Genomic DNA, 17,516 nt, shown 5'->3' on the forward strand with positions numbered 1-17,516 from the left:
AGGATAGGAATAAGCGTCCTTTATCCGTATAATGCGCAGCCACATTCGTTTCAAGCCGGAGATTTCATTATGCGTCCAGCAGGTCGTAGCGCCAATCAGGTGCGTCCCGTCACCCTGACCCGTAACTATACAAAACACGCAGAAGGCTCCGTACTGGTTGAGTTTGGTGACACCAAAGTGCTGTGCACCGCGTCCATCGAAGAGGGCGTTCCACGCTTCCTGAAAGGTCAGGGCCAGGGCTGGATCACTGCGGAATATGGCATGTTGCCGCGTGCAACCCATACCCGTAACGCCCGCGAAGCGGCAAAAGGCAAGCAGGGCGGCCGTACCATGGAAATCCAGCGTCTGATCGCACGTGCGCTGCGCGCCGCCGTTGATCTGAAAACTCTGGGTGAATTTACCATTACTCTGGACTGCGACGTCATTCAGGCAGACGGTGGTACGCGTACGGCGTCGATTACCGGTGCATGTGTAGCGCTGGCTGATGCCCTGAATAAGCTGGTTGCAGCCGGTAAGCTGAAAACGAATCCGATGAAAGGGATGGTCGCGGCTGTTTCCGTGGGTATCGTTAACGGTGAAGCGCTTTGCGATCTGGAATACGTCGAAGATTCCGCTGCCGAGACTGACATGAACGTGGTGATGACTGAAGACGGTCGCATCATTGAGGTGCAGGGCACGGCAGAAGGTGAGCCGTTCACCCATGAAGAACTTCTTACCTTGCTGGCGTTGGCCCGAGGGGGAATTGAATCTATCGTAACGACGCAGAAGGCGGCGTTAGAAAATTGATTTTAAAGGCGACTGATGAGTCGCCTTTTTTTTGTTCGTACAAAAGCAAAAGTCGGAGGAGTAAGCCCATGAAATCCTGGCAGCGTGAGTTTATTGAGTTTGCGCTTAACAAGCAGGTCCTGAAATTTGGCGAGTTTACGCTGAAATCCGGGCGTAAGAGCCCCTATTTCTTCAACGCCGGACTGTTTAATACCGGGCGCGATCTGGCATTGTTAGGCCGTTTCTATGCCGAAGCGCTGGTGGACTCCGGCATTGATTTTGACCTGCTGTTTGGCCCGGCCTATAAAGGCATTCCGATTGCCACTACCACTGCGGTTGCGCTGGCGGAACACCACGACCGCGACGTACCGTACTGCTTTAACCGTAAAGAGGCTAAAACCCACGGTGAAGGCGGTAATCTGGTAGGCAGCGCGCTGCAGGGTCGCGTTATGCTGGTGGACGATGTGATCACCGCCGGTACCGCTATTCGCGAATCGATGGAGATTATTCAGGCCAACGGCGCTACGCTTGCTGGCGTGCTGATCTCTTTGGATCGTCAGGAACGCGGGCGTGGCGAAATCTCTGCTATTCAGGAAGTTGAGCGCGATTACGGCTGTAAAGTGACGTCGATCATCACCCTGAAAGACCTGATTGCGTATCTGGAAGAGAAGCCTGAGATGGCGGATCATCTGGCTGCGGTACGTGGGTATCGCGAAGCTTTCGGCGTGTAATATCAAGCCCGGTGGCGTTCTGCTTACCGGGCCTGAAGACTATTGCAGCTGTGCCGCCACTAACGGCCAACGGGCGTCAAAATCGTCCGTTGGACGGTATTTAAACTCGCTGCGAACAAAGCGGGAGAGCATGCCTTCGCAAAACGACAGGATCTGACTTGCCAGCAGCGTTTCATCGGTGCTGTAACCTTCACCCTCACGCATTTTTTTCTCGCGCAGTACCTGGCGCAGTTGTGCTTCAATACGCTCGAAGAGCTGGTTAATACGGCCCTGCAATCGGTCCTGCTCGAACATCAGCGCGTGGCCAGTCAGGATACGGGTTAAGCCCGGATTGCGTTCACCAAAGCCCAGAATGAGCTGCACAATCAGACGCAAACGCGCAGTCGTGTCTTTTTCGTCTTTCAGAATCAGGTTGATGCGAGTGATCAGACTGTCTTCGATAAATTCGATCAGACTGTCAAACATCCGGGTTTTGCTCGGAAAATGACGATACAACGCCGCTTCAGACACGCCCACGGAGGCGGCCAGTTTTGCGGTGGTGATGCGTTGACTACCATCGCTGGATTCAAGCATCAGCGCCAGAGATTGAAGTATTTCTTCGCGACGGTTCCTTTTCGCGGTTTGTTTTTCTGCCATGTTACAAAATACCCCTGAAAATAAGCACTTGCCAGGCTGGCATCCACACAGCGACCGCAAACTGACGTTTGCGGTTTGTTATTGCATTATGGCGCTGTGAGATACGTGTCGGTCGGGCGGTTATTTGCGCCCGGAATGGCCGAAGCCGCCTTCGCCACGGTCGGTGGCGTCAAAGTCTTCCACCAGGTTAAATTCTGCCTGAACCACCGGTACAAAGACCATCTGTGCGATACGCTCGCCCGGTTCAATGGTGAAGCTGTCCTGACCACGGTTCCAGACGGAAACCATCAGTTGACCCTGGTAGTCAGAGTCGATCAGGCCGACCAGGTTACCCAGTACCACTCCATGCTTATGACCCAGACCAGAACGCGGCAGGATCACCGCTGCCAGCGACGGGTCAGCAATGTGGATTGCCAGGCCGGTTGGGATCAGGGTGGTTGCACCCGGAGCCAGCTCTACGGCGTCATCGAGACAGGCGCGCAGGTCAAGACCGGCAGAGCCGGAGGTGGCATAGGTTGGCAGCGCAAATTGCTTACCAACACGCGGGTCCAGAATCTTAACGTCGATTTTTTTCATCATAACGGGTAACGATCTCGTCCAGTAATTGTTGGCCCAGGAGTTCCTTGCGCTCAAGCGGTAAGACTTTATCTCCATCCTGCCAGAAAAGGTGCAGTGCGTTGTTGTCGCTGTTAAATCCTTGCGTGGCCAGCGATACGTCGTTCGCGCAAATCAAATCGAGGTTTTTGCGGGTACGTTTTTGCCGGGCATATTCTTCCACATTATTTGTTTCTGCGGCAAACCCAACAACGTAAGGACGATGGTTTTTCAGTGCGGCGACACCCGCAACAATGTCCGGATTTTTCACCATTTTTAGTGTTAATTCATCGCCTTGCTTTTTAATTTTTGACCCGGAAATGGTTTCGGCACGGTAATCTGCAACAGCCGCACAGCCAATAAAAATCTGCTGGTTCTGCGCATGCGCCTGTACGGCGGCGTCCATCTCCAGGGCGGTGGTGACATCAATACGCTGCACAAATGGCGGTGTCGGTAACGAGACCGGGCCGCTCACCAGCGTGACCTTTGCACCGCGTTTTGCCGCCGCGGCAGCAATGGCAAAGCCCATTTTACCGGAGCTATGGTTGGTAATGTAACGCACCGGGTCCAGCGGCTCGCGCGTTGGACCCGCGGTAATCATGATGTTGAGATGTTGCAGATCGTTGACAGGCGAAAAATGGCCGGCGGCCAGCTCAACGATGGTCAGCGGGTCAAGCATACGACCAGGACCCACATCACCACACGCCTGGCTACCGCTGTCCGGCCCCCAGATGAGCAGGCCGCGTGAGGCCAGCGTCGTCAGATTATGCTGGGTGGCGGCGTTGCGGTACATCTGCTGGTTCATCGCGGGGACGACGGCAACAGGTGCGGGCGTGGCCAGGCAAATGGTCGAGACCAGATCGTTTGCCATGCCGGCTGCTACGCGGGCAATTAAATCTGCTGTGGCGGGGGCAAGGATAACCAGGTCTGCCCATTTTCCCAGCTCAATATGGCCCATCGCGGCTTCGGCGGCCGGATCAAGGAGGCTGTCAGAGACGGGGTACCCTGAAACGGCCTGCAGGCTCAGAGGCGTGATAAAGGCTTTGCCGCCTTCCGTTATCGCGACCCGCACATCCGCCCCGCGCTCGCGCAAACGACGCACCAGCTCCGGCGCTTTATAGGCAGCAATACCGCCGCTCACGCCAAGAACGATTTTTTTACCGGCCAGGCTCATCATGATTCTTTCCTGTTGGGTTTCACCAGAGAGCGGGCATTTTATCACAATCCCAAAAAGGGGGTGATTTTGTCCTTCGGCCAGTTTGCGAGGCGTTACGCAGGAATGAAAAGTGGGCGTCGAGCGCCGGGGGTGGCTGTGGCAGCATGATGGCAAACCGAAGGAGACAGGCATGGAAGAGACTGAACTGCTGCTACCGCGTGAAAAAATGCTGCGCTATGGCGTCACGTTGTTAAAGGACGACGAGTTGCTGGCACTCTTTTTACGCACCGGAACGCCCGGCAAAACGGTATTTACGCTGGCAAAGGAGCTCATCGACCATTTTGGTTCGCTGTATGGCTTATTGACGGCGGATCTGACGGAATTCAGGCACGTCGAAGGAATTGGCGTGGCGAAGTTCGCCCAACTGAGGGGGATTGCTGAACTGGCCCGCCGTTTTTACGACGTCCGTATGGAAGAGGAAGATCCCATACTCACCCCGGATATGACACGCGTATTTCTCCAGAGCCAGCTATCAGATTTGGAGCGCGAGATCTTTATGGTGATCTTTCTTGATAACAGGAACCGGGTACTAAAACATAGCCGTCTTTTTTCCGGAACACTGAGCCACGTTGAGGTTCATCCGCGAGAAATTGTGCGGGAAGCGATAAAAGTGAATGCAGCCGGCGTGATACTCGCGCATAATCACCCCTCTGGCTGTGCAGAACCAAGCAGAGCTGACAAAGAGATGACCGAACGCATTATCAAATGCTGTCAATTCATGGACATTCGTGTGCTCGACCATCTGATAATTGGTCGCGGCGAGTACATTTCTTTTGCAGAACATGGCTGGATTTAGGCTATTTCTCGCGATCCATCGGGATCTTTGTCTGTTCGGGACTTGAGCACACCGCCGAGTCAGCGTATACTACGCCACCTTTGAGAATCTCGGGTTTGGCATTTGGGCCTGGCAATCGAGAGTTCAATAGAACTATGCGATGACCGGGCTGTAAAGCCTGACGAGGCGCCGATACCCCATACGAAGCTCGAGCTAATTTGATTTTTGGAGAATAGACATGTCCCGAGTCTGCCAAGTTACTGGCAAGCGTCCGGTGACCGGTAACAACCGTTCCCACGCACTGAACGCGACTAAACGCCGTTTCCTGCCGAACCTGCACTCTCACCGTTTCTGGGTTGAGAGCGAGAAGCGTTTTGTCACCCTGCGCGTATCTGCTAAAGGTATGCGTGTAATCGATAAGAAAGGCATTGATACAGTTCTGTCCGAACTGCGTGCCCGTGGCGAAAAGTACTAAGTACTTAAAGAGGAAATAAATCATGGCTAAAGGTATTCGCGAGAAAATCAAGCTGGTTTCTTCTGCTGGTACAGGTCACTTCTACACCACCACGAAGAACAAACGTACTAAGCCGGAAAAACTGGAACTGAAAAAATTCGATCCAGTTGTACGCCAGCACGTACTGTACAAAGAAGCTAAAATCAAATAATTTTAGCCTCCTTGTATTGAAAAACCCCGCAACTGCGGGGTTTTTTGCATTCTGCATCTTACTCCGGAGGAACCATGCCTGAATTACCTGAGGTAGAGACCAGCCGCCGCGGTATTGAGCCGCATCTGGTCGGCGCGACTATTCTTCATGCTATCGTTCGCAACGGTCGCCTGCGTTGGCCGGTGTCCGATGAAATCCATGCGTTAAGCGATAAACCGATTCTCAGCGTCCAGCGTCGCGCCAAATATCTGCTGCTGGAGCTGCCCGACGGCTGGATTATCATCCATCTCGGTATGTCCGGTAGTCTGCGCATCCTTACCGAAGAACTGCCCGCGGAAAAGCATGACCATGTCGATCTGGTGATGAGCAACGGTAAAGTGCTGCGTTACACCGACCCACGACGCTTTGGCGCATGGCTGTGGACCAAAGAGCTTGAAGGACACAGCGTTCTGGCGCATCTGGGGCCAGAGCCGCTCTCAGAGGCGTTTAACGCGGAATACCTGAAAGCGAAGTGTGCAAAGAAGAAAACTCCGATCAAACCGTGGCTGATGGACAATAAGCTGGTGGTGGGAGTAGGGAATATTTATGCCAGCGAATCGCTGTTTGCCGCCGGGATCCATCCCGATCGGCTGGCCTCATCGCTGTCATCCCAGGAGTGTGAACTGCTGGTCCGGGTGATTAAAGCGGTGCTGCTGCGTTCGATTGAGCAAGGGGGGACCACCCTGAAGGACTTCCTGCAGAGCGACGGTAAACCCGGCTATTTTGCCCAGGAGCTGCAGGTATATGGCCGTAAGGGTGAGCCGTGCAGAGTCTGTGGGACACCGATTATTGCAACGAAGCACGCTCAGCGCGCCACGTTCTATTGCCGTCAGTGCCAGAAATAGGGCTACTTTAATTTTTCCATCAACGCCTGATGGACGTTAGCCGGCAGGAAATGGGTCACGTCACCGTGATGACGCGCCACCTCTTTGACCAGCGAGGAAGAGATAAACGACCACTCTTTTGAGGGCATCAGGAACACGCTCTCCAGCTCTGGCATCAGGTGGCGGTTCATGTGCGCCAGCTGCATTTCGTATTCGAAGTCAGCCACCGCGCGTAACCCACGGATCAAAATATTAGCCTGCCGGGCACGGGCGAAGTTGGCCATCAGATCGCTGAAGCCCACTACCTCGACGTTTGGCAGATGTGAGATAGCGTCAGTGGCAAGTGCAACGCGCTCATTGAGATCGAACATGGGTTTCTTACTGGGGCTGGCGGCGATCGCCAGAATCACCTTATCAAACATGCATGCCGCACGGGTGATGATGTCAAGATGACCGTTGGTGATGGGATCAAAGGTACCCGGATAAATCGCTTTTGTGCTCATGGCTCACGTTTTCTCTGAGTAGCCGCGGCAAAGCGCCCACAGCTCGGTGTATTTGTTAAAAGTATACTGGGCATTCACCACCGCCAGTAACCACCCCTGTTTACCGTCCAGCACGCCGCCTCGCAGCAGCAGTGTTTTCAGAAATGCCCCCAGCGTGTGGGTGAAAATACCGGTCAGCGTGGCCTTCTTGCCGCGCAGGTGGCGCTCCTGTGCCCATGCGGTGGCATAGTTAAGCTGTTTGCGCTGGAAGCTGGCGAAATCCCGGCAGGTCAGATGCAGCAGATCGCCCGTCAGAGGAATGACGGGGGCACTGTCGCATGCCAGGGATTCATGGACCAGATTATCGTTGTACTGATATCGCTCACGCTCGTAGAGGCGCATTACGCGGTCTGGATACCAGCCGCTGTGGCGCATAAAACGGCCAAGGAAATAGTTGCGACGTGCAATGCTGTATACCGCGCCAGGCTGAGGTGCTGCCAGCACCGCCTGAATGGCCTGGCGGAGCTCTGGTGTAATGCGCTCGTCAGTGTCCAGCATCAGCACGTAATCGCCAGTAGCATAGCGCTGCGCGCGCTGTCGCTGGATGCCGTAGCCTTGCCAGTCGGTATCGATAAAGACCTTTGCACCCGCGGCACGGGCGACATCCACCGTGTTGTCCTCGCTGCCGGAGTCGAGAAGGACAATTTCGTCAGCCCAGGCGACGGAGGCCAGGCAGTCCGGAAGCAGGTCGGCGGCGTTTTTGGCGATCATCACGACCGACAGACGCGTTGACATTAGTGGCTCCGCTGAGGCAGATAAGGTTGCAGAAGTTGCAGCAGACGAGTGAGTGCGCCCTGGTTCTGATGCAGCACTTCGACAGCATGGCGACCATACCAGAGGCGGTAATCTTCGTCGGTCAGAAGGGTTGAGACCTCTTTGACCACCGAGTCCGCGTCGGTCACGGTAATTAACCCGTCGGCTTGCTGCAATTTAGCGCAGATATCTTTGAAGTTAAACGTGTGTGGGCCCATCAGCACCGGAATGGCGTGTGCGGCCGGCTCAAGCGGATTATGGCCGCCGCGCTCCACAAGGCTGCCGCCGACAAAAGCCAGATCGGCAATGCCGTAAAGCAGCATCAGCTCGCCCATTGTATCGCCAATCACCACCTGAGTGCTGCCGGAGGGGATCTCACCGCTGCTGCGCAGGGTAAAGCTGAAGCCGCCTTTCTGCACCATCTCACGCGCATCTTTAAAACGTTCGGGGTGACGGGGGACCAGAATCAGCAGCAAATCGGGGAATTTTTCCAGCAGCTTACGATGGGCCTGCAGGATAATGGCTTCTTCGCCGTCATGGGTACTGGTTGCAATCCACACCTGGCGACGCGGTGCCCACTGGCGACGCAGCGTAATCGCACGGGCGGCGAGTTCAGGCGTGACGGAGATATCGAACTTCAGGCTACCCGTCACCGCAAGCTGGTTGCGTTTCAGGCCCAGAGCGAGAAAGCGCGCCGCGTCTTCTTCATTCTGCGCGGCAATCAGCGTAATTCGGCTGAGCAGGCGGCGCATAAATTTACCTAACTTGCCGTAACCTTTCGCCGAGCGCTCTGAAAGGCGCGCGTTGGCAATCACCAGCGGAATTTTACGGGCATGCAGGGCGGAAATCATATTTGGCCACAGTTCGGTTTCCATGACGATCACCAGTTTCGGGCGAACGGTATTCAGGAAGCGGTTCATGGCGCAAGGCAGGTCGTAAGGCAAATAGACGTGTTGAACGTCTTTACCGAACGCCGATAATGCGCGTTCAGACCCCGTCGGCGTCATGGTCGTGACCGTGATCGGCAGTGACGGATAGCGGTGACGAAGGGCGCGAACCAGCGGGATCGCCGCCAGCGTTTCGCCCACAGAAACGGAATGCAGCAAAATACCGTCCGGCACGACTTTATTGCGGCAGTAACCATAGCGTTCAGCCCAGCGTTTACGATACGCAGGCGCTTTACGGCTACGAAGCAACAGTCGCAGCCACACCAGTGGCTGGATGATGTAGAGCAGGGCGGTATACAACAATTCCAAGCGATTATCCGTTTTTTAGTTTCGGCGGGGAAATTCTAAGCATTTAAGCCGGGTAAAGCTATCTCTTATGCCAGATACCGTTTTAAACGGAAGTAGCGTCGGCCCAGGCGCCAGCGCAAACGGGGGCTTTTGGCACTTTTCCAGATAAGCCTCCAGATACCCGCGTCGAAGAACTCTTTTATTATCATCGACTTCTTCTGCACATCCTTCATATTGTCGAAGGTATGAATGATCCCAAGCCCCTCTTTGGCGATTTGCCAGTGGCAGGCGGGGATATCTTTCACTTTTTCCGGATAACGCTGGTTGATGGCATCCAGCATTTGCAGAATTTTCATGTAATGGCGCGCCGAGCGAATCAGCGTGTCATCATTGTCCGGCATATGGGAAACCGATGCGGAGTGAATGTAATAGTCGTAAAAACGTTCACTGGTGTACTGCACGCGGTCAGCCGCGAGCAAGACTTCGGTAGTCCACGGGATATCCTGATGGCGCAGGCCGGGCTCAAAACGAAAACCGTTCTGACGAATAAAGTCGTGGCGATAGATATTCAGCCAGGTCACATGCAGAAACTTGCGTGAGTCGAGCGCTTTTTTTAACCAGGCCGCACCGGTCATGACGCCTGTCGAGGCCAGCTTGTCTTCCGGGAAAATCGGCCGTGAAGGCTTCTTATTGTTTTCCCAGACGTAGTTTCCGTTGCAGGTGGCGACATCCAGATTCTGCGTGATGGCCATATCAAGCAAGCGCTGATACATGCCGGGCTTAAAGACATCATCAATATCCGGGAATGAGAGATATTGGCCGGTAGCGACGGCCAGACCGGTATTGCGCGCAATGGATACACCCTGATTTTCCTGTTCGATAACCTGCATTTGCGGCAGTTTTTCACGCCAGGTTTCGACTATCTGCATCGAACTGTCCGTGGAGCCATCATTGACGATGATGACTTCCATACTGTCGATCTGTTGATTCGCAAGGCAGGTAAAGAACTGATCCAGGAAAGCTTCGCCGTTATAAACGGCAACCACCACGCTTAATAATGGCGCTGAATTTTGCATAAGAAACCTGATTATTATTGATTGTCTACCAACGCAACATATTGCTGGCAAATGGCATTTATCCCGAACGACGCGATCGTTGCGCTATCAACGACAGGCGGGGAGGTATAGAGATCGGCCAGTGTTTTCGCCAGTGATTCGTCATTCATCTCCGACAGCCCGCGCGCCAGCGTACCCGTGAGGATTTCAGCGGGCCCGCCAGGACAGTTCGTACTGACAGGCGGCGTCTGGCAGATGATGGATTCTACCAGTACGTTACCAAAACCTTCACAGTCAGAACTTAACACTAAAAGCCGTGCGCCTTTAATCCACGGATAAGGGTTAGACTCGAAGGGGCGGAAAATAACCTTGTCTTCGATCCCGAGTTCTTTCGCTAACTGTTTAAGCTGTTGAATTTTGGTGTCAGAACCGTTGCCCATCATCACCAGCGATGCGTCTATTTTGCTCTGCGCATAGGCACGCAGAAGGCGGTCGTGGCGTTTATGTTCATGAAAACGACCCACGTGAATAATGTAATCCTGCCCCTGCATCTCAAAAGGCGCATCCGCCAGACGCTGGATTTCAGGAATATCAAAGGGATTATGGATAACCGCTTTGCGACGAAGGTCGATGGACAGCGTCTCTGAGAGATCTTTCAGCACGGCGGCGGAGACGGCGACAACGTTTCGGTTTTCGTAGGTATGACGAATTTTGTAATGCTTAAACCAGCGTGAAAGGCCGTGGCGATGACGCAGGTAGGAGAATGAGAACATGCCATGCACGCAGAACCAGACCTTATCGCGATCCAGCGCACGACTGTGCGCCACAATACGATCGGTTTTATGCAGGTGCGAGAATATGACGTCGAACTTCCCGCTGCGCTCAGCCTGCTCAATGGCATTGTCCAGCAGTTGCGCCCGGCGCGGGATCTCGGTGAGCTTTCTCCAGGGCTTTTTACACGTATCCTGAATGACCTGATAATCAATGCCTGCCGGGATGGCGTAGTCGCACACCTTTCGCAGGGAGAAAAGGGAGACCTGATGCCCCATTTCTATCAATCCGCTGGAGAGGGTGAGAACCGTTTTTTCGGCTCCTCCACCGGGCAAACCATCAATAATCATTAGGATGCGCATTTTTAATCCAGTAATTTTTGATAAAGCGAAATAAGCTGACTTGATAATTTTTCTGGGGTCGCTTCTTTTACGCGCTCACGCGCTGCCCGCCCCATATCGTTATTCTTATCCAAAGATGGAAGGGTCATGACTGCCTCCTTCAATCTGCTGATATCAAGTGCATCACAGTAAAAGCCATTCTGACCTTGCTCAATAAACTCTGCACCACCGCAACTCACTGAAGTAATGACGGGCAAACCGCAGGCCATCGCTTCAAGAATGACGTTTGGAAAAGGATCATACAGCGTTGGCAGCAGTAATCCATCGGATACCTGGTAAAATGGTAGTGTCTCTTTTTGCATCCCCAGGAAGCGAATTTGCCCCTCACAGCCCAATGAACGGGCGAGGTCACGGTAACGACTTTCTGCTTTATCCTGTCCAACCACAATCAGCCACGCGGGTGTGCCCGCAATAGCGCGGATAGCGCTGGCCAGCCCCTTACGTTCAAAACCTGACCCGACGAAACACCACACCACGGCATCGACAGGCAATCCGAGCTGCTGACGCAGTGCAGCGCGCTGTCCTTCGGTTGCCGGAACGAAGCGGCTGGAATCAATTGAATTATAAATCACATGTATCTTTTTTGCGTCAATATCAAAGTCTTCGATGATTTCGCGTTTGATCATCTCCGCATTGCAGATAACGGCTTTCAATTCAGGAGCCTGATACATTTCACGTTCGGCGTGCATGACGTAGCGATGGTAGCGATCGTGCATCAGAAGTTGTGCACGCCAGGCAGGCAGAATGCGCGCACGCTGCAGCAGCCAACGCCGATGCACGCCATCCCCTGCGCGGTAAATATCGCAGCCAGGAATACGCTCGTGGCTCTGCACAATGTCAAACTGCTGCTGTTCCCACAGCGCACGCGCGGCATGTGCAAACCCGCGTTCGCGACTGATTCGGCCCCATTTACGCGGGTCGCAAATATGGATATGCCAGTCGTCCTGCTTCTCCCCCTGCCACTCACGCGTGATGACGTTGAGTTCCAGGTTTTGGTTGCTCAGTGCGGTAAGTGCGCGGGAAACGAAGCGTTCCGCCCCGCCATCAGGGCGGTATTTTTGGCGAACAATCGCCAGACGATGGTGTTTCATTACAGGTATCTCCTGGCGGCGGAGACCACGACATCAACGGGAATGGCGTCGAGATAGCGTTCAGTTGTTTTGGTATCAATGGCGTCCGGGTCGGGAAGTGGGCCAAAATCGCCAGCCCAGATGACTTCACCGTTGACCTGCCATGGCGACCAGAACACCCGTTTTGACGGGCCGAAGAGAGCAATGCACGGCGTCTGAAGCGCGGCGGCCATGTGCATCGGAACGGAATCGACGCCAATAAAGAGGCGCGCATGATCGATAAGTGATGCCAGCTGGCGCAACGTGAGTTGACCGGCCAGTGAGACTACGCCCGTTTTTGGCGCCGCGGCGAGAATGCGGTCTATCATTGCCAGCTCTTTTTTATCCGGGCCTGCGGTGAGAACTACAGTGTGGCCATCCTGCTGGAGTGCCGAGATGGTTTGCGCCATCTTGCCTTCGTCCCAGCATTTAAAGAACCAGCGTGACGTTGGCTGGATCACCACGTAGTTATCAGCCACACCCTGTTGCGTCAGTAGCTGGCGCGCACGATCCCAGTCCTCTGCGCGGTAGGCCATAGTGACGGCTGGCTGAGCCGGGACGGGCAACGGTGAAAGAATAGAAAGATTTTGTTCAACGGTATGGAGAGACGGGTGATTGGCGACGGAAACCAAATCGGTATGGCAAAAACGCCAGAACGCGTTTTTTCGCTTGTTAAACGCGAACCCGAGGCGTACTGGCGCGCCGGTGAAACGGGTGACAATGGCGCTGCGCCACTGATCGGCAAGGTTAATCACCAGATGATAACGCTGCGCTCTTAAGGCACAGAGTAACTGCCACTCTTTTTGCAGATGTTTCAGGGTGCCGAGCTGCTTCCATTTACGATCTATACCGTAAATGGTGCCGATCGCCGGATGCGCGGCGAGCATATCGCGTGTCTCTTCATAAAGAAGAACATCGATTTGCGCCGTGGGCCATTTTTGACGTAACGAATTAATGACCGGAGTTGTAAGTAACATGTCGCCATGATGTCGAAGTTTGATAAGTAAAATACGTAAATCAGGCGTGTCGAGTAGGTTAATCATCATCATCTTATCAGCGGTATACTGTCAGCAATTCTAATAGACCTGATGGCGACTTGCACTCTTTCTCCATAATGTCAGGAATTTCCCTGGAAGGGTTTACTCCTGCTTCGCAGAGTGCGTAACATAGCCCTCACTCTTACGTCTTACGGACTCATTATGAAAAAACCAGCGTTTATCATCACCATTGATACAGAAGGCGATAATCTCTGGCAAAACCACCGTGTTATCAAAACGGAAAACGCACGCTACCTGGCACGATTTCAGGCGCTATGCGAGCGTTTTGGTTTTAAGCCAGTCTGGCTGACCAACTATGAGATGGCGATCGAACCGGTTTTCATTGAGTTCGCAAAAGATGTGATTGCCCGCCGCCAGGGCGAGGTTGGCATGCATCTTCATGCGTGGAACAGCCCACCTGAACATGACCTCACCGGTGATGACTGGCGCTGGCAACCTTATCTGATTGAGTTTTCAGATGAAATTATGCGCGAGAAAGTGCTTTTTATGACGCACTTACTGGAAGAGACCTTCCAGACCAAAATGCTGAGCCACCGTGCCGGGCGTTGGGCGTTTGATCGTCGCTACGCAAACTTGCTGATAGAGCTGGGTTATCAGGTTGACTGTTCCGTCACCCCACGGGTGAACTGGCGAAATGCCAAAGGGGCGCCGCAGGGTCACGGAGGAACGAATTATCAGCATTTCCCCGACCATGCCTACTTTATCGATACAGAGGATATTTCCCGCCCGGGAAAGAGCCCTTTGCTCGAAGTGCCGATGAGTATTCAGTATAAACACCCGGCCTGGCTAAACACCGTTAAACAGGGCTACGATCGGCTGCGTGGGAAATACCGTTCCCCGTCAGTTAACTGGCTGCGTCCGTCAGGTGGAAATGCGTCTGAGATGATTAAGGTCGCACAACAGTGCTTGTCGCAGGGCAATGATTATGTGGAGTTTATGCTCCATTCTTCAGAATTTATGCCCGGCGGAAGTCCTACGTTCAAAGATGATGCGGCCATTGAAGGGTTGTACCAGGATTTGGAACAGTTGTTTACATGGCTGTCGGACAAGACGGTGGGGATGACGCTGGCGGAGTTTTATCAACACCAGAAATAATAATGCCCGCCAGGCGGGCATTATTTATCATCGTTGTTTTGTCTGAGAGAAAGGTGTACTCAGAGCAAACAGGATCATAAAGAATATCAATGCCTCCGAACTCAACAATATGACGTCTGTCAGGCCATAGAGCAATAATAGAAGCATGGCAGTTAATAGCAGTGCATTTTTATTTCTGATGGCGTAGCCAATCATCGACATGAAGAAAAAGAGCAGTATTGCCAGGCCAGGTATTCCTTGTAATGAATACTTTTCAATAAACTCATTGTGTAGATGAATTCTAATATACCCGAGTGCTGCAGAGAGATGCTGGTGCCCGTCGTTGACATAGCGCGTTGTCCATGCTTCCCGATTTTCAACTGACTGCCCCAATGGATGTGCAAAGCCATTTTGAATTCCAACGGTCCACATGGAAAAACGTGCGCCCAAAGAAGTGCCATCGTATCCTTTCTGATAGTTCTCAAGTTCAATTTGAGTTTGCGTTATCTTCGGTGAAATCAGAGGCTTGTAGCTAACGACTACAATACCCGCCACAATGCATAAAAAAATCAGGGTTGATTTCAGATGAATTTTTCCGAAATGAAGTAGTGTCATTACGATGGCAAGAAGTAAATAGAGCCCCATAGCAACACGCGTTCCGGTTAAAAGAATAATAAAGAACGAGATCAAAATGGTAAAACTGGCAATGATATAGAACTTTACATTTTTCTGGAGGTAAAGACTGTACACAAAGGCAAGTGACAGCACGGAGTAAACATAGGCAGAGACCGTGGCTCGATTGATTGCCATTTCAACACGAGCCATACCTTGTGATGCCTGCCACAATCCATAACCGGTTGCGAGAGCAAATCCTGTCGCAGTCGCTAAAAGAAAATATTTTTTAAAGCTTTCTCTGTCGATATAAGCTTTAAAACGGTCAATATAGAAAACGAGAATACTCGCCAAAAGTAATTTTTTACTTGCGCCGAGATAATCGCTGTACATGTTTAAGCCTTCGTTATGGTACTCATAGACCATATACCAGGCAAAGTTCAGTAATCCGATAAGAAGTATGGGAAGTGCTATTGAAAATGGTTTTAGCGTAATTTTTTTGTACTCAAACGCTAAACCGAGGATAGCGATATAAATTGCAATATAGAAAAACTCACGTTGCTTCCCTGAATTGACTAATGCAAGCATCAAAGAGATGAAACTCAGAAAAAGTGTCAGTTGATAAAGTCGAAGTTTTATTTTTTCCATAATGCCTTAATAACCCTTTTCTTATAACTAAACCGAATATGAGTGTCCATAAAGAACGAAAGCGAATAAAGCTGGCTTACCCGAGTTTTTACTATATGTAAGTGTGGTGTCGAGAGATACTTTTTATGGTTACTGTATATATCAAACCAATGACAATTGATGAGATGTTTAAAACTGCGCGGAAAAGTTTCTTCCATGCGAAGCGTGCAATCAACAAGTGAGGTGATTTTGCTGGCGTCAAGTTCGCTGGATAAGCTTCCATGGCGTTTGATGTAATAATAATGACCCTGACGCTGATAAAATATTTTATGCGCTTGCATAATCATTCCGGGGAACACAGCGAAATCTTCGTAACAGACCATCGAAGGTATAGGGTTAGCTTTATACAGGTCTTTGTGAATAAATTGGCCGATCAGATGTGCCTGAAAGTCTTTATGTCGCAAAAAACGGGAGATCGCGTCTTGTTGCGAGATTGCCACAGGGTCGAAACCCTGCCAGGTTGAGGTGATCTTTTTGATATCACGAATTTCACGTAAGCGCGTCAGTAGCATATCTGGACGCTGTGCTTGCAGAAAATCCACGGCATCCTGAATGCTGCCCGGTTTTAGCCGGTCATCGCTGTCCAGCATCGTAATATAGTCCCCTGATGCCAGCGTAACAGCACTGTTTCGGACCTGACCCACGTTACGGTAATCCACACATCGCGTTGTTGCATGAGGTAATTTTGGTAACCACGCTTCAATAATATCCTGTGTGCCATCATTTGAGCTGTCATTAAAGATGATGATCTCAACAGTATCGCCTGCACTGCCAATCGCATTCTGCAGGCTTTCTAAAGTGGCATGAAGGGTATCTTCGGCATTATGCGCGGCAATAATGATGCTTAGAAAAGCCATAAAAATTAGTTTCCCTGGGCATCAGTGAGAGATGTGATTGTGTTAGCTTTTGGTAATTCGCGAATAAAATCTTTAAGCTCACGTAGTGATTCGTCTGTCACAGCGAAAAGTTCTTCCCGATCTTGGGAGAAATAGTAGCGTGTTTCAAATACATATGAGCAAATATTCTCATCCTTCCCAATCAGCAATACCTTACCAAGCGGACGTTGTTCATAATGGCAGCAAGGGCCAAAGAGCAACACCACCGGGACGGCCACCGCATCGGCAATGTAGATATTCCCTGAGTCTGACGCAATATAACAATCCATTTTTGATATCGCCCACGGCAGCTCTTCAAGCGATATTTTACCAATGAGATTGATAAAATTGGGGATTTCACCGTATTCACGAGTGATATCATCCATCCATGTTTGTTCGTTCGGTGCGCCAAAAACATAAAACTCGCAGGGCAGGTCGGCAAGGTGATCGACAATACGTTTCCAGATAACCGGGGGAACCGTCTTTGCTTTATTGCCTGCAGAAATGCTGATACCAATTCGGATAACCCCGGGTTTATCGAGAATTTGCGGGTAAACCGCAGGCTTGAACAGGGGCTTTGTGGCGTGCTTGGGGGAGTCCTGCCAGGTGAGCGCGCGATCGGCGAGCTTGAGATAGTTAGTGACGGACAGCGTCTTTTTGCCATGCTCAACGGTACCATCAGCCGTGGCATAAAAAATTCCGTGATACCACCTGCGCGTATAAGTGCTTAAAAATTGTTTGTTTTTTGCATTACAGGCTGAGGCGAAAAAGAGATTCACACTGTTGGGCTGCAGCAGATAGACATTGTCGTAGCGATTCATGATCCGGCAGGCGAAGCAGAGCTTACGCCACAGGTTGCGCTTTTGCTGCTCCACAAAAAAGATCTCTTCGATACTGTCGTCATGCTGAGCCAATGCGTTAACGCTGCGGCTGATCAGCACATCGCTTTTTTGCAGATACGCCAGTAGAGGCGTTGCATTGATAAAGTCACCGATTTTGGCTGTCTGAATGACAAGGTTTCTGCCCGTGTCTTTGCGAAACAGCTTCCGGATGAGTTTCACCGGAAAAAGTAAAATCAGCAGAAATACATAACTCATGG

General features: G+C 51.8%; 20 protein-coding genes. 7 read left to right on the forward strand and 13 right to left on the reverse strand.

The window, feature by feature from the left end:
• The first annotated feature begins 69 nt into the window (after window positions 1-69).
• Window positions 70-786, forward strand: a complete 717-nt coding sequence (gene rph, locus AM379_RS08550; RefSeq protein WP_013094888.1) for a ribonuclease PH — start codon at window positions 70-72, stop codon at window positions 784-786.
• Between the two features lie 68 nt (window positions 787-854).
• Window positions 855-1,496: an orotate phosphoribosyltransferase gene (gene pyrE / locus AM379_RS08555; protein ID WP_014168048.1), complete on the forward strand. Its 642-nt coding sequence runs from the start codon at window positions 855-857 to the stop codon at window positions 1,494-1,496.
• A gap of 39 nt (window positions 1,497-1,535) precedes the next feature.
• On the opposite strand, the gene slmA is transcribed toward pyrE, so the two are convergent.
• The 3 genes from slmA to coaBC all read right to left on the reverse strand — a co-directional run bounded on the left by slmA (window position 1,536) and on the right by coaBC (window position 3,900).
• Window positions 1,536-2,132 (reverse strand): nucleoid occlusion factor SlmA, encoded by a 597-nt coding sequence (gene slmA / locus AM379_RS08560; protein ID WP_020882692.1) that lies wholly within the window; start codon window positions 2,130-2,132, stop codon window positions 1,536-1,538.
• 120 nt (window positions 2,133-2,252) lie between these two features.
• Window positions 2,253-2,711: a dUTP diphosphatase gene (dut, locus tag AM379_RS08565; protein WP_014168052.1), complete on the reverse strand. Its 459-nt coding sequence runs from the start codon at window positions 2,709-2,711 to the stop codon at window positions 2,253-2,255.
• The gene (coaBC, locus tag AM379_RS08570; protein ID WP_106504351.1) at window positions 2,689-3,900 is read right to left on the reverse strand and encodes a bifunctional phosphopantothenoylcysteine decarboxylase/phosphopantothenate--cysteine ligase CoaBC; all 1,212 of its coding nucleotides are present in this window, start codon (window positions 3,898-3,900) and stop codon (window positions 2,689-2,691) included. The genes dut and coaBC overlap by 23 nt, the downstream gene beginning before the upstream one ends.
• Window positions 3,901-4,072: 172 nt before the next feature.
• On the opposite strand from coaBC, the gene radC reads away from it, so the two are divergent.
• The 4 genes from radC to mutM all read left to right on the forward strand — a co-directional run bounded on the left by radC (window position 4,073) and on the right by mutM (window position 6,266).
• Window positions 4,073-4,738: a RadC family protein gene (gene radC / locus AM379_RS08575; protein WP_020882690.1), complete on the forward strand. Its 666-nt coding sequence runs from the start codon at window positions 4,073-4,075 to the stop codon at window positions 4,736-4,738.
• 217 nt (window positions 4,739-4,955) lie between these two features.
• Window positions 4,956-5,192 (forward strand): 50S ribosomal protein L28, encoded by a 237-nt coding sequence (rpmB, locus tag AM379_RS08580; protein WP_002436699.1) that lies wholly within the window; start codon window positions 4,956-4,958, stop codon window positions 5,190-5,192.
• A 22-nt stretch (window positions 5,193-5,214) separates the two neighbouring features.
• A complete protein-coding gene (gene rpmG / locus AM379_RS08585; RefSeq protein ID WP_003024094.1) occupies window positions 5,215-5,382 on the forward strand; it encodes a 50S ribosomal protein L33 in 168 nt (55 codons plus the stop codon).
• 74 nt (window positions 5,383-5,456) lie between these two features.
• Complete coding sequence (mutM, locus tag AM379_RS08590) at window positions 5,457-6,266, forward strand: bifunctional DNA-formamidopyrimidine glycosylase/DNA-(apurinic or apyrimidinic site) lyase (protein WP_032679319.1); 810 nt, start codon at window positions 5,457-5,459, stop codon at window positions 6,264-6,266.
• Between the two features lie 2 nt (window positions 6,267-6,268).
• On the opposite strand, the gene coaD is transcribed toward mutM, so the two are convergent.
• The 7 genes from coaD to rfaQ form a co-directional block, all read right to left on the reverse strand.
• Window positions 6,269-6,748, reverse strand: a complete 480-nt coding sequence (gene coaD / locus AM379_RS08595; RefSeq protein WP_014168056.1) for a pantetheine-phosphate adenylyltransferase — start codon at window positions 6,746-6,748, stop codon at window positions 6,269-6,271.
• Between the two features lie 3 nt (window positions 6,749-6,751).
• Entirely contained in the window at window positions 6,752-7,522 is a 771-nt protein-coding gene (locus AM379_RS08600) for a glycosyltransferase family 2 protein (protein WP_032679320.1), read from the reverse strand.
• Window positions 7,522-8,796: a lipid IV(A) 3-deoxy-D-manno-octulosonic acid transferase gene (gene waaA / locus AM379_RS08605; RefSeq protein ID WP_014168058.1), complete on the reverse strand. Its 1,275-nt coding sequence runs from the start codon at window positions 8,794-8,796 to the stop codon at window positions 7,522-7,524. Before waaA ends, AM379_RS08600 begins: the two co-directional genes overlap by 1 nt.
• Window positions 8,797-8,861: 65 nt before the next feature.
• Entirely contained in the window at window positions 8,862-9,851 is a 990-nt protein-coding gene (locus AM379_RS08610; protein ID WP_032679321.1) for a glycosyltransferase, read from the reverse strand.
• Window positions 9,852-9,865: 14 nt separating this feature from the next.
• Window positions 9,866-10,963, reverse strand: a complete 1,098-nt coding sequence (locus AM379_RS08615) for a glycosyltransferase (RefSeq protein WP_032679322.1) — start codon at window positions 10,961-10,963, stop codon at window positions 9,866-9,868.
• 2 nt (window positions 10,964-10,965) lie between these two features.
• Entirely contained in the window at window positions 10,966-12,093 is a 1,128-nt protein-coding gene (locus tag AM379_RS08620) for a glycosyltransferase family 4 protein (protein ID WP_032679323.1), read from the reverse strand.
• Window positions 12,093-13,160 (reverse strand): putative lipopolysaccharide heptosyltransferase III, encoded by a 1,068-nt coding sequence (gene rfaQ, locus AM379_RS08625; protein ID WP_082209493.1) that lies wholly within the window; start codon window positions 13,158-13,160, stop codon window positions 12,093-12,095. Before rfaQ ends, AM379_RS08620 begins: the two co-directional genes overlap by 1 nt.
• Before the next feature lie 150 nt (window positions 13,161-13,310).
• Here rfaQ and AM379_RS08630 point away from each other — a divergent pair, with 150 nt between their 5' ends.
• The gene (locus AM379_RS08630) at window positions 13,311-14,264 is read left to right on the forward strand and encodes a polysaccharide deacetylase family protein (protein WP_032679324.1); all 954 of its coding nucleotides are present in this window, start codon (window positions 13,311-13,313) and stop codon (window positions 14,262-14,264) included.
• Window positions 14,265-14,291: 27 nt separating this feature from the next.
• Here the strand turns inward: AM379_RS08630 and AM379_RS08635 are convergent, their stop codons facing one another.
• The 3 genes from AM379_RS08635 to AM379_RS08645 are packed head-to-tail and all read right to left on the reverse strand — an operon-like array spanning window position 14,292 to window position 17,514.
• Window positions 14,292-15,503: an O-antigen ligase family protein gene (locus AM379_RS08635; protein ID WP_032679325.1), complete on the reverse strand. Its 1,212-nt coding sequence runs from the start codon at window positions 15,501-15,503 to the stop codon at window positions 14,292-14,294.
• On the reverse strand, window positions 15,491-16,399 hold the full coding sequence (locus AM379_RS08640; RefSeq protein WP_032679326.1) for a glycosyltransferase family 2 protein: 909 nt from the start codon (window positions 16,397-16,399) through the stop codon (window positions 15,491-15,493). The genes AM379_RS08635 and AM379_RS08640 overlap by 13 nt, the downstream gene beginning before the upstream one ends.
• A 5-nt stretch (window positions 16,400-16,404) precedes the next feature.
• On the reverse strand, window positions 16,405-17,514 hold the full coding sequence (locus tag AM379_RS08645; protein ID WP_032679327.1) for a glycosyltransferase family 9 protein: 1,110 nt from the start codon (window positions 17,512-17,514) through the stop codon (window positions 16,405-16,407).
• Window positions 17,515-17,516: the final 2 nt, after the last annotated feature.

Source organism: Enterobacter cloacae complex sp. FDA-CDC-AR_0132, assembly GCF_003010695.1.
In the GTDB taxonomy this organism is placed as follows: domain Bacteria; phylum Pseudomonadota; class Gammaproteobacteria; order Enterobacterales; family Enterobacteriaceae; genus Enterobacter; species Enterobacter ludwigii.

Bases quoted from the DNA above. Each gene is read 5' to 3' on its own strand.
- rph (WP_013094888.1), top strand. From the start codon at position 70: ATGCGTCCAGCAGGTCGTAGCGCCAATCAGGTGCGTCCCGTCACCCTG.
- pyrE (WP_014168048.1), top strand. From the start codon at position 855: ATGAAATCCTGGCAGCGTGAGTTTATTGAGTTTGCGCTTAACAAGCAG.
- slmA (WP_020882692.1), bottom strand. From the start codon at position 2,132: ATGGCAGAAAAACAAACCGCGAAAAGGAACCGTCGCGAAGAAATACTT.
- dut (WP_014168052.1), bottom strand. From the start codon at position 2,711: ATGATGAAAAAAATCGACGTTAAGATTCTGGACCCGCGTGTTGGTAAG.
- coaBC (WP_106504351.1), bottom strand. From the start codon at position 3,900: ATGAGCCTGGCCGGTAAAAAAATCGTTCTTGGCGTGAGCGGCGGTATT.
- radC (WP_020882690.1), top strand. From the start codon at position 4,073: ATGGAAGAGACTGAACTGCTGCTACCGCGTGAAAAAATGCTGCGCTAT.
- rpmB (WP_002436699.1), top strand. From the start codon at position 4,956: ATGTCCCGAGTCTGCCAAGTTACTGGCAAGCGTCCGGTGACCGGTAAC.
- rpmG (WP_003024094.1), top strand. From the start codon at position 5,215: ATGGCTAAAGGTATTCGCGAGAAAATCAAGCTGGTTTCTTCTGCTGGT.
- mutM (WP_032679319.1), top strand. From the start codon at position 5,457: ATGCCTGAATTACCTGAGGTAGAGACCAGCCGCCGCGGTATTGAGCCG.
- coaD (WP_014168056.1), bottom strand. From the start codon at position 6,748: ATGAGCACAAAAGCGATTTATCCGGGTACCTTTGATCCCATCACCAAC.
- AM379_RS08600 (WP_032679320.1), bottom strand. From the start codon at position 7,522: ATGTCAACGCGTCTGTCGGTCGTGATGATCGCCAAAAACGCCGCCGAC.
- AM379_RS08610 (WP_032679321.1), bottom strand. From the start codon at position 9,851: ATGCAAAATTCAGCGCCATTATTAAGCGTGGTGGTTGCCGTTTATAAC.
- AM379_RS08615 (WP_032679322.1), bottom strand. From the start codon at position 10,963: ATGCGCATCCTAATGATTATTGATGGTTTGCCCGGTGGAGGAGCCGAA.
- AM379_RS08620 (WP_032679323.1), bottom strand. From the start codon at position 12,093: ATGAAACACCATCGTCTGGCGATTGTTCGCCAAAAATACCGCCCTGAT.
- rfaQ (WP_082209493.1), bottom strand. From the start codon at position 13,160: ATGATGATGATTAACCTACTCGACACGCCTGATTTACGTATTTTACTT.
- AM379_RS08630 (WP_032679324.1), top strand. From the start codon at position 13,311: ATGAAAAAACCAGCGTTTATCATCACCATTGATACAGAAGGCGATAAT.
- AM379_RS08635 (WP_032679325.1), bottom strand. From the start codon at position 15,503: ATGGAAAAAATAAAACTTCGACTTTATCAACTGACACTTTTTCTGAGT.
- AM379_RS08640 (WP_032679326.1), bottom strand. From the start codon at position 16,399: ATGGCTTTTCTAAGCATCATTATTGCCGCGCATAATGCCGAAGATACC.
- AM379_RS08645 (WP_032679327.1), bottom strand. From the start codon at position 17,514: ATGAGTTATGTATTTCTGCTGATTTTACTTTTTCCGGTGAAACTCATC.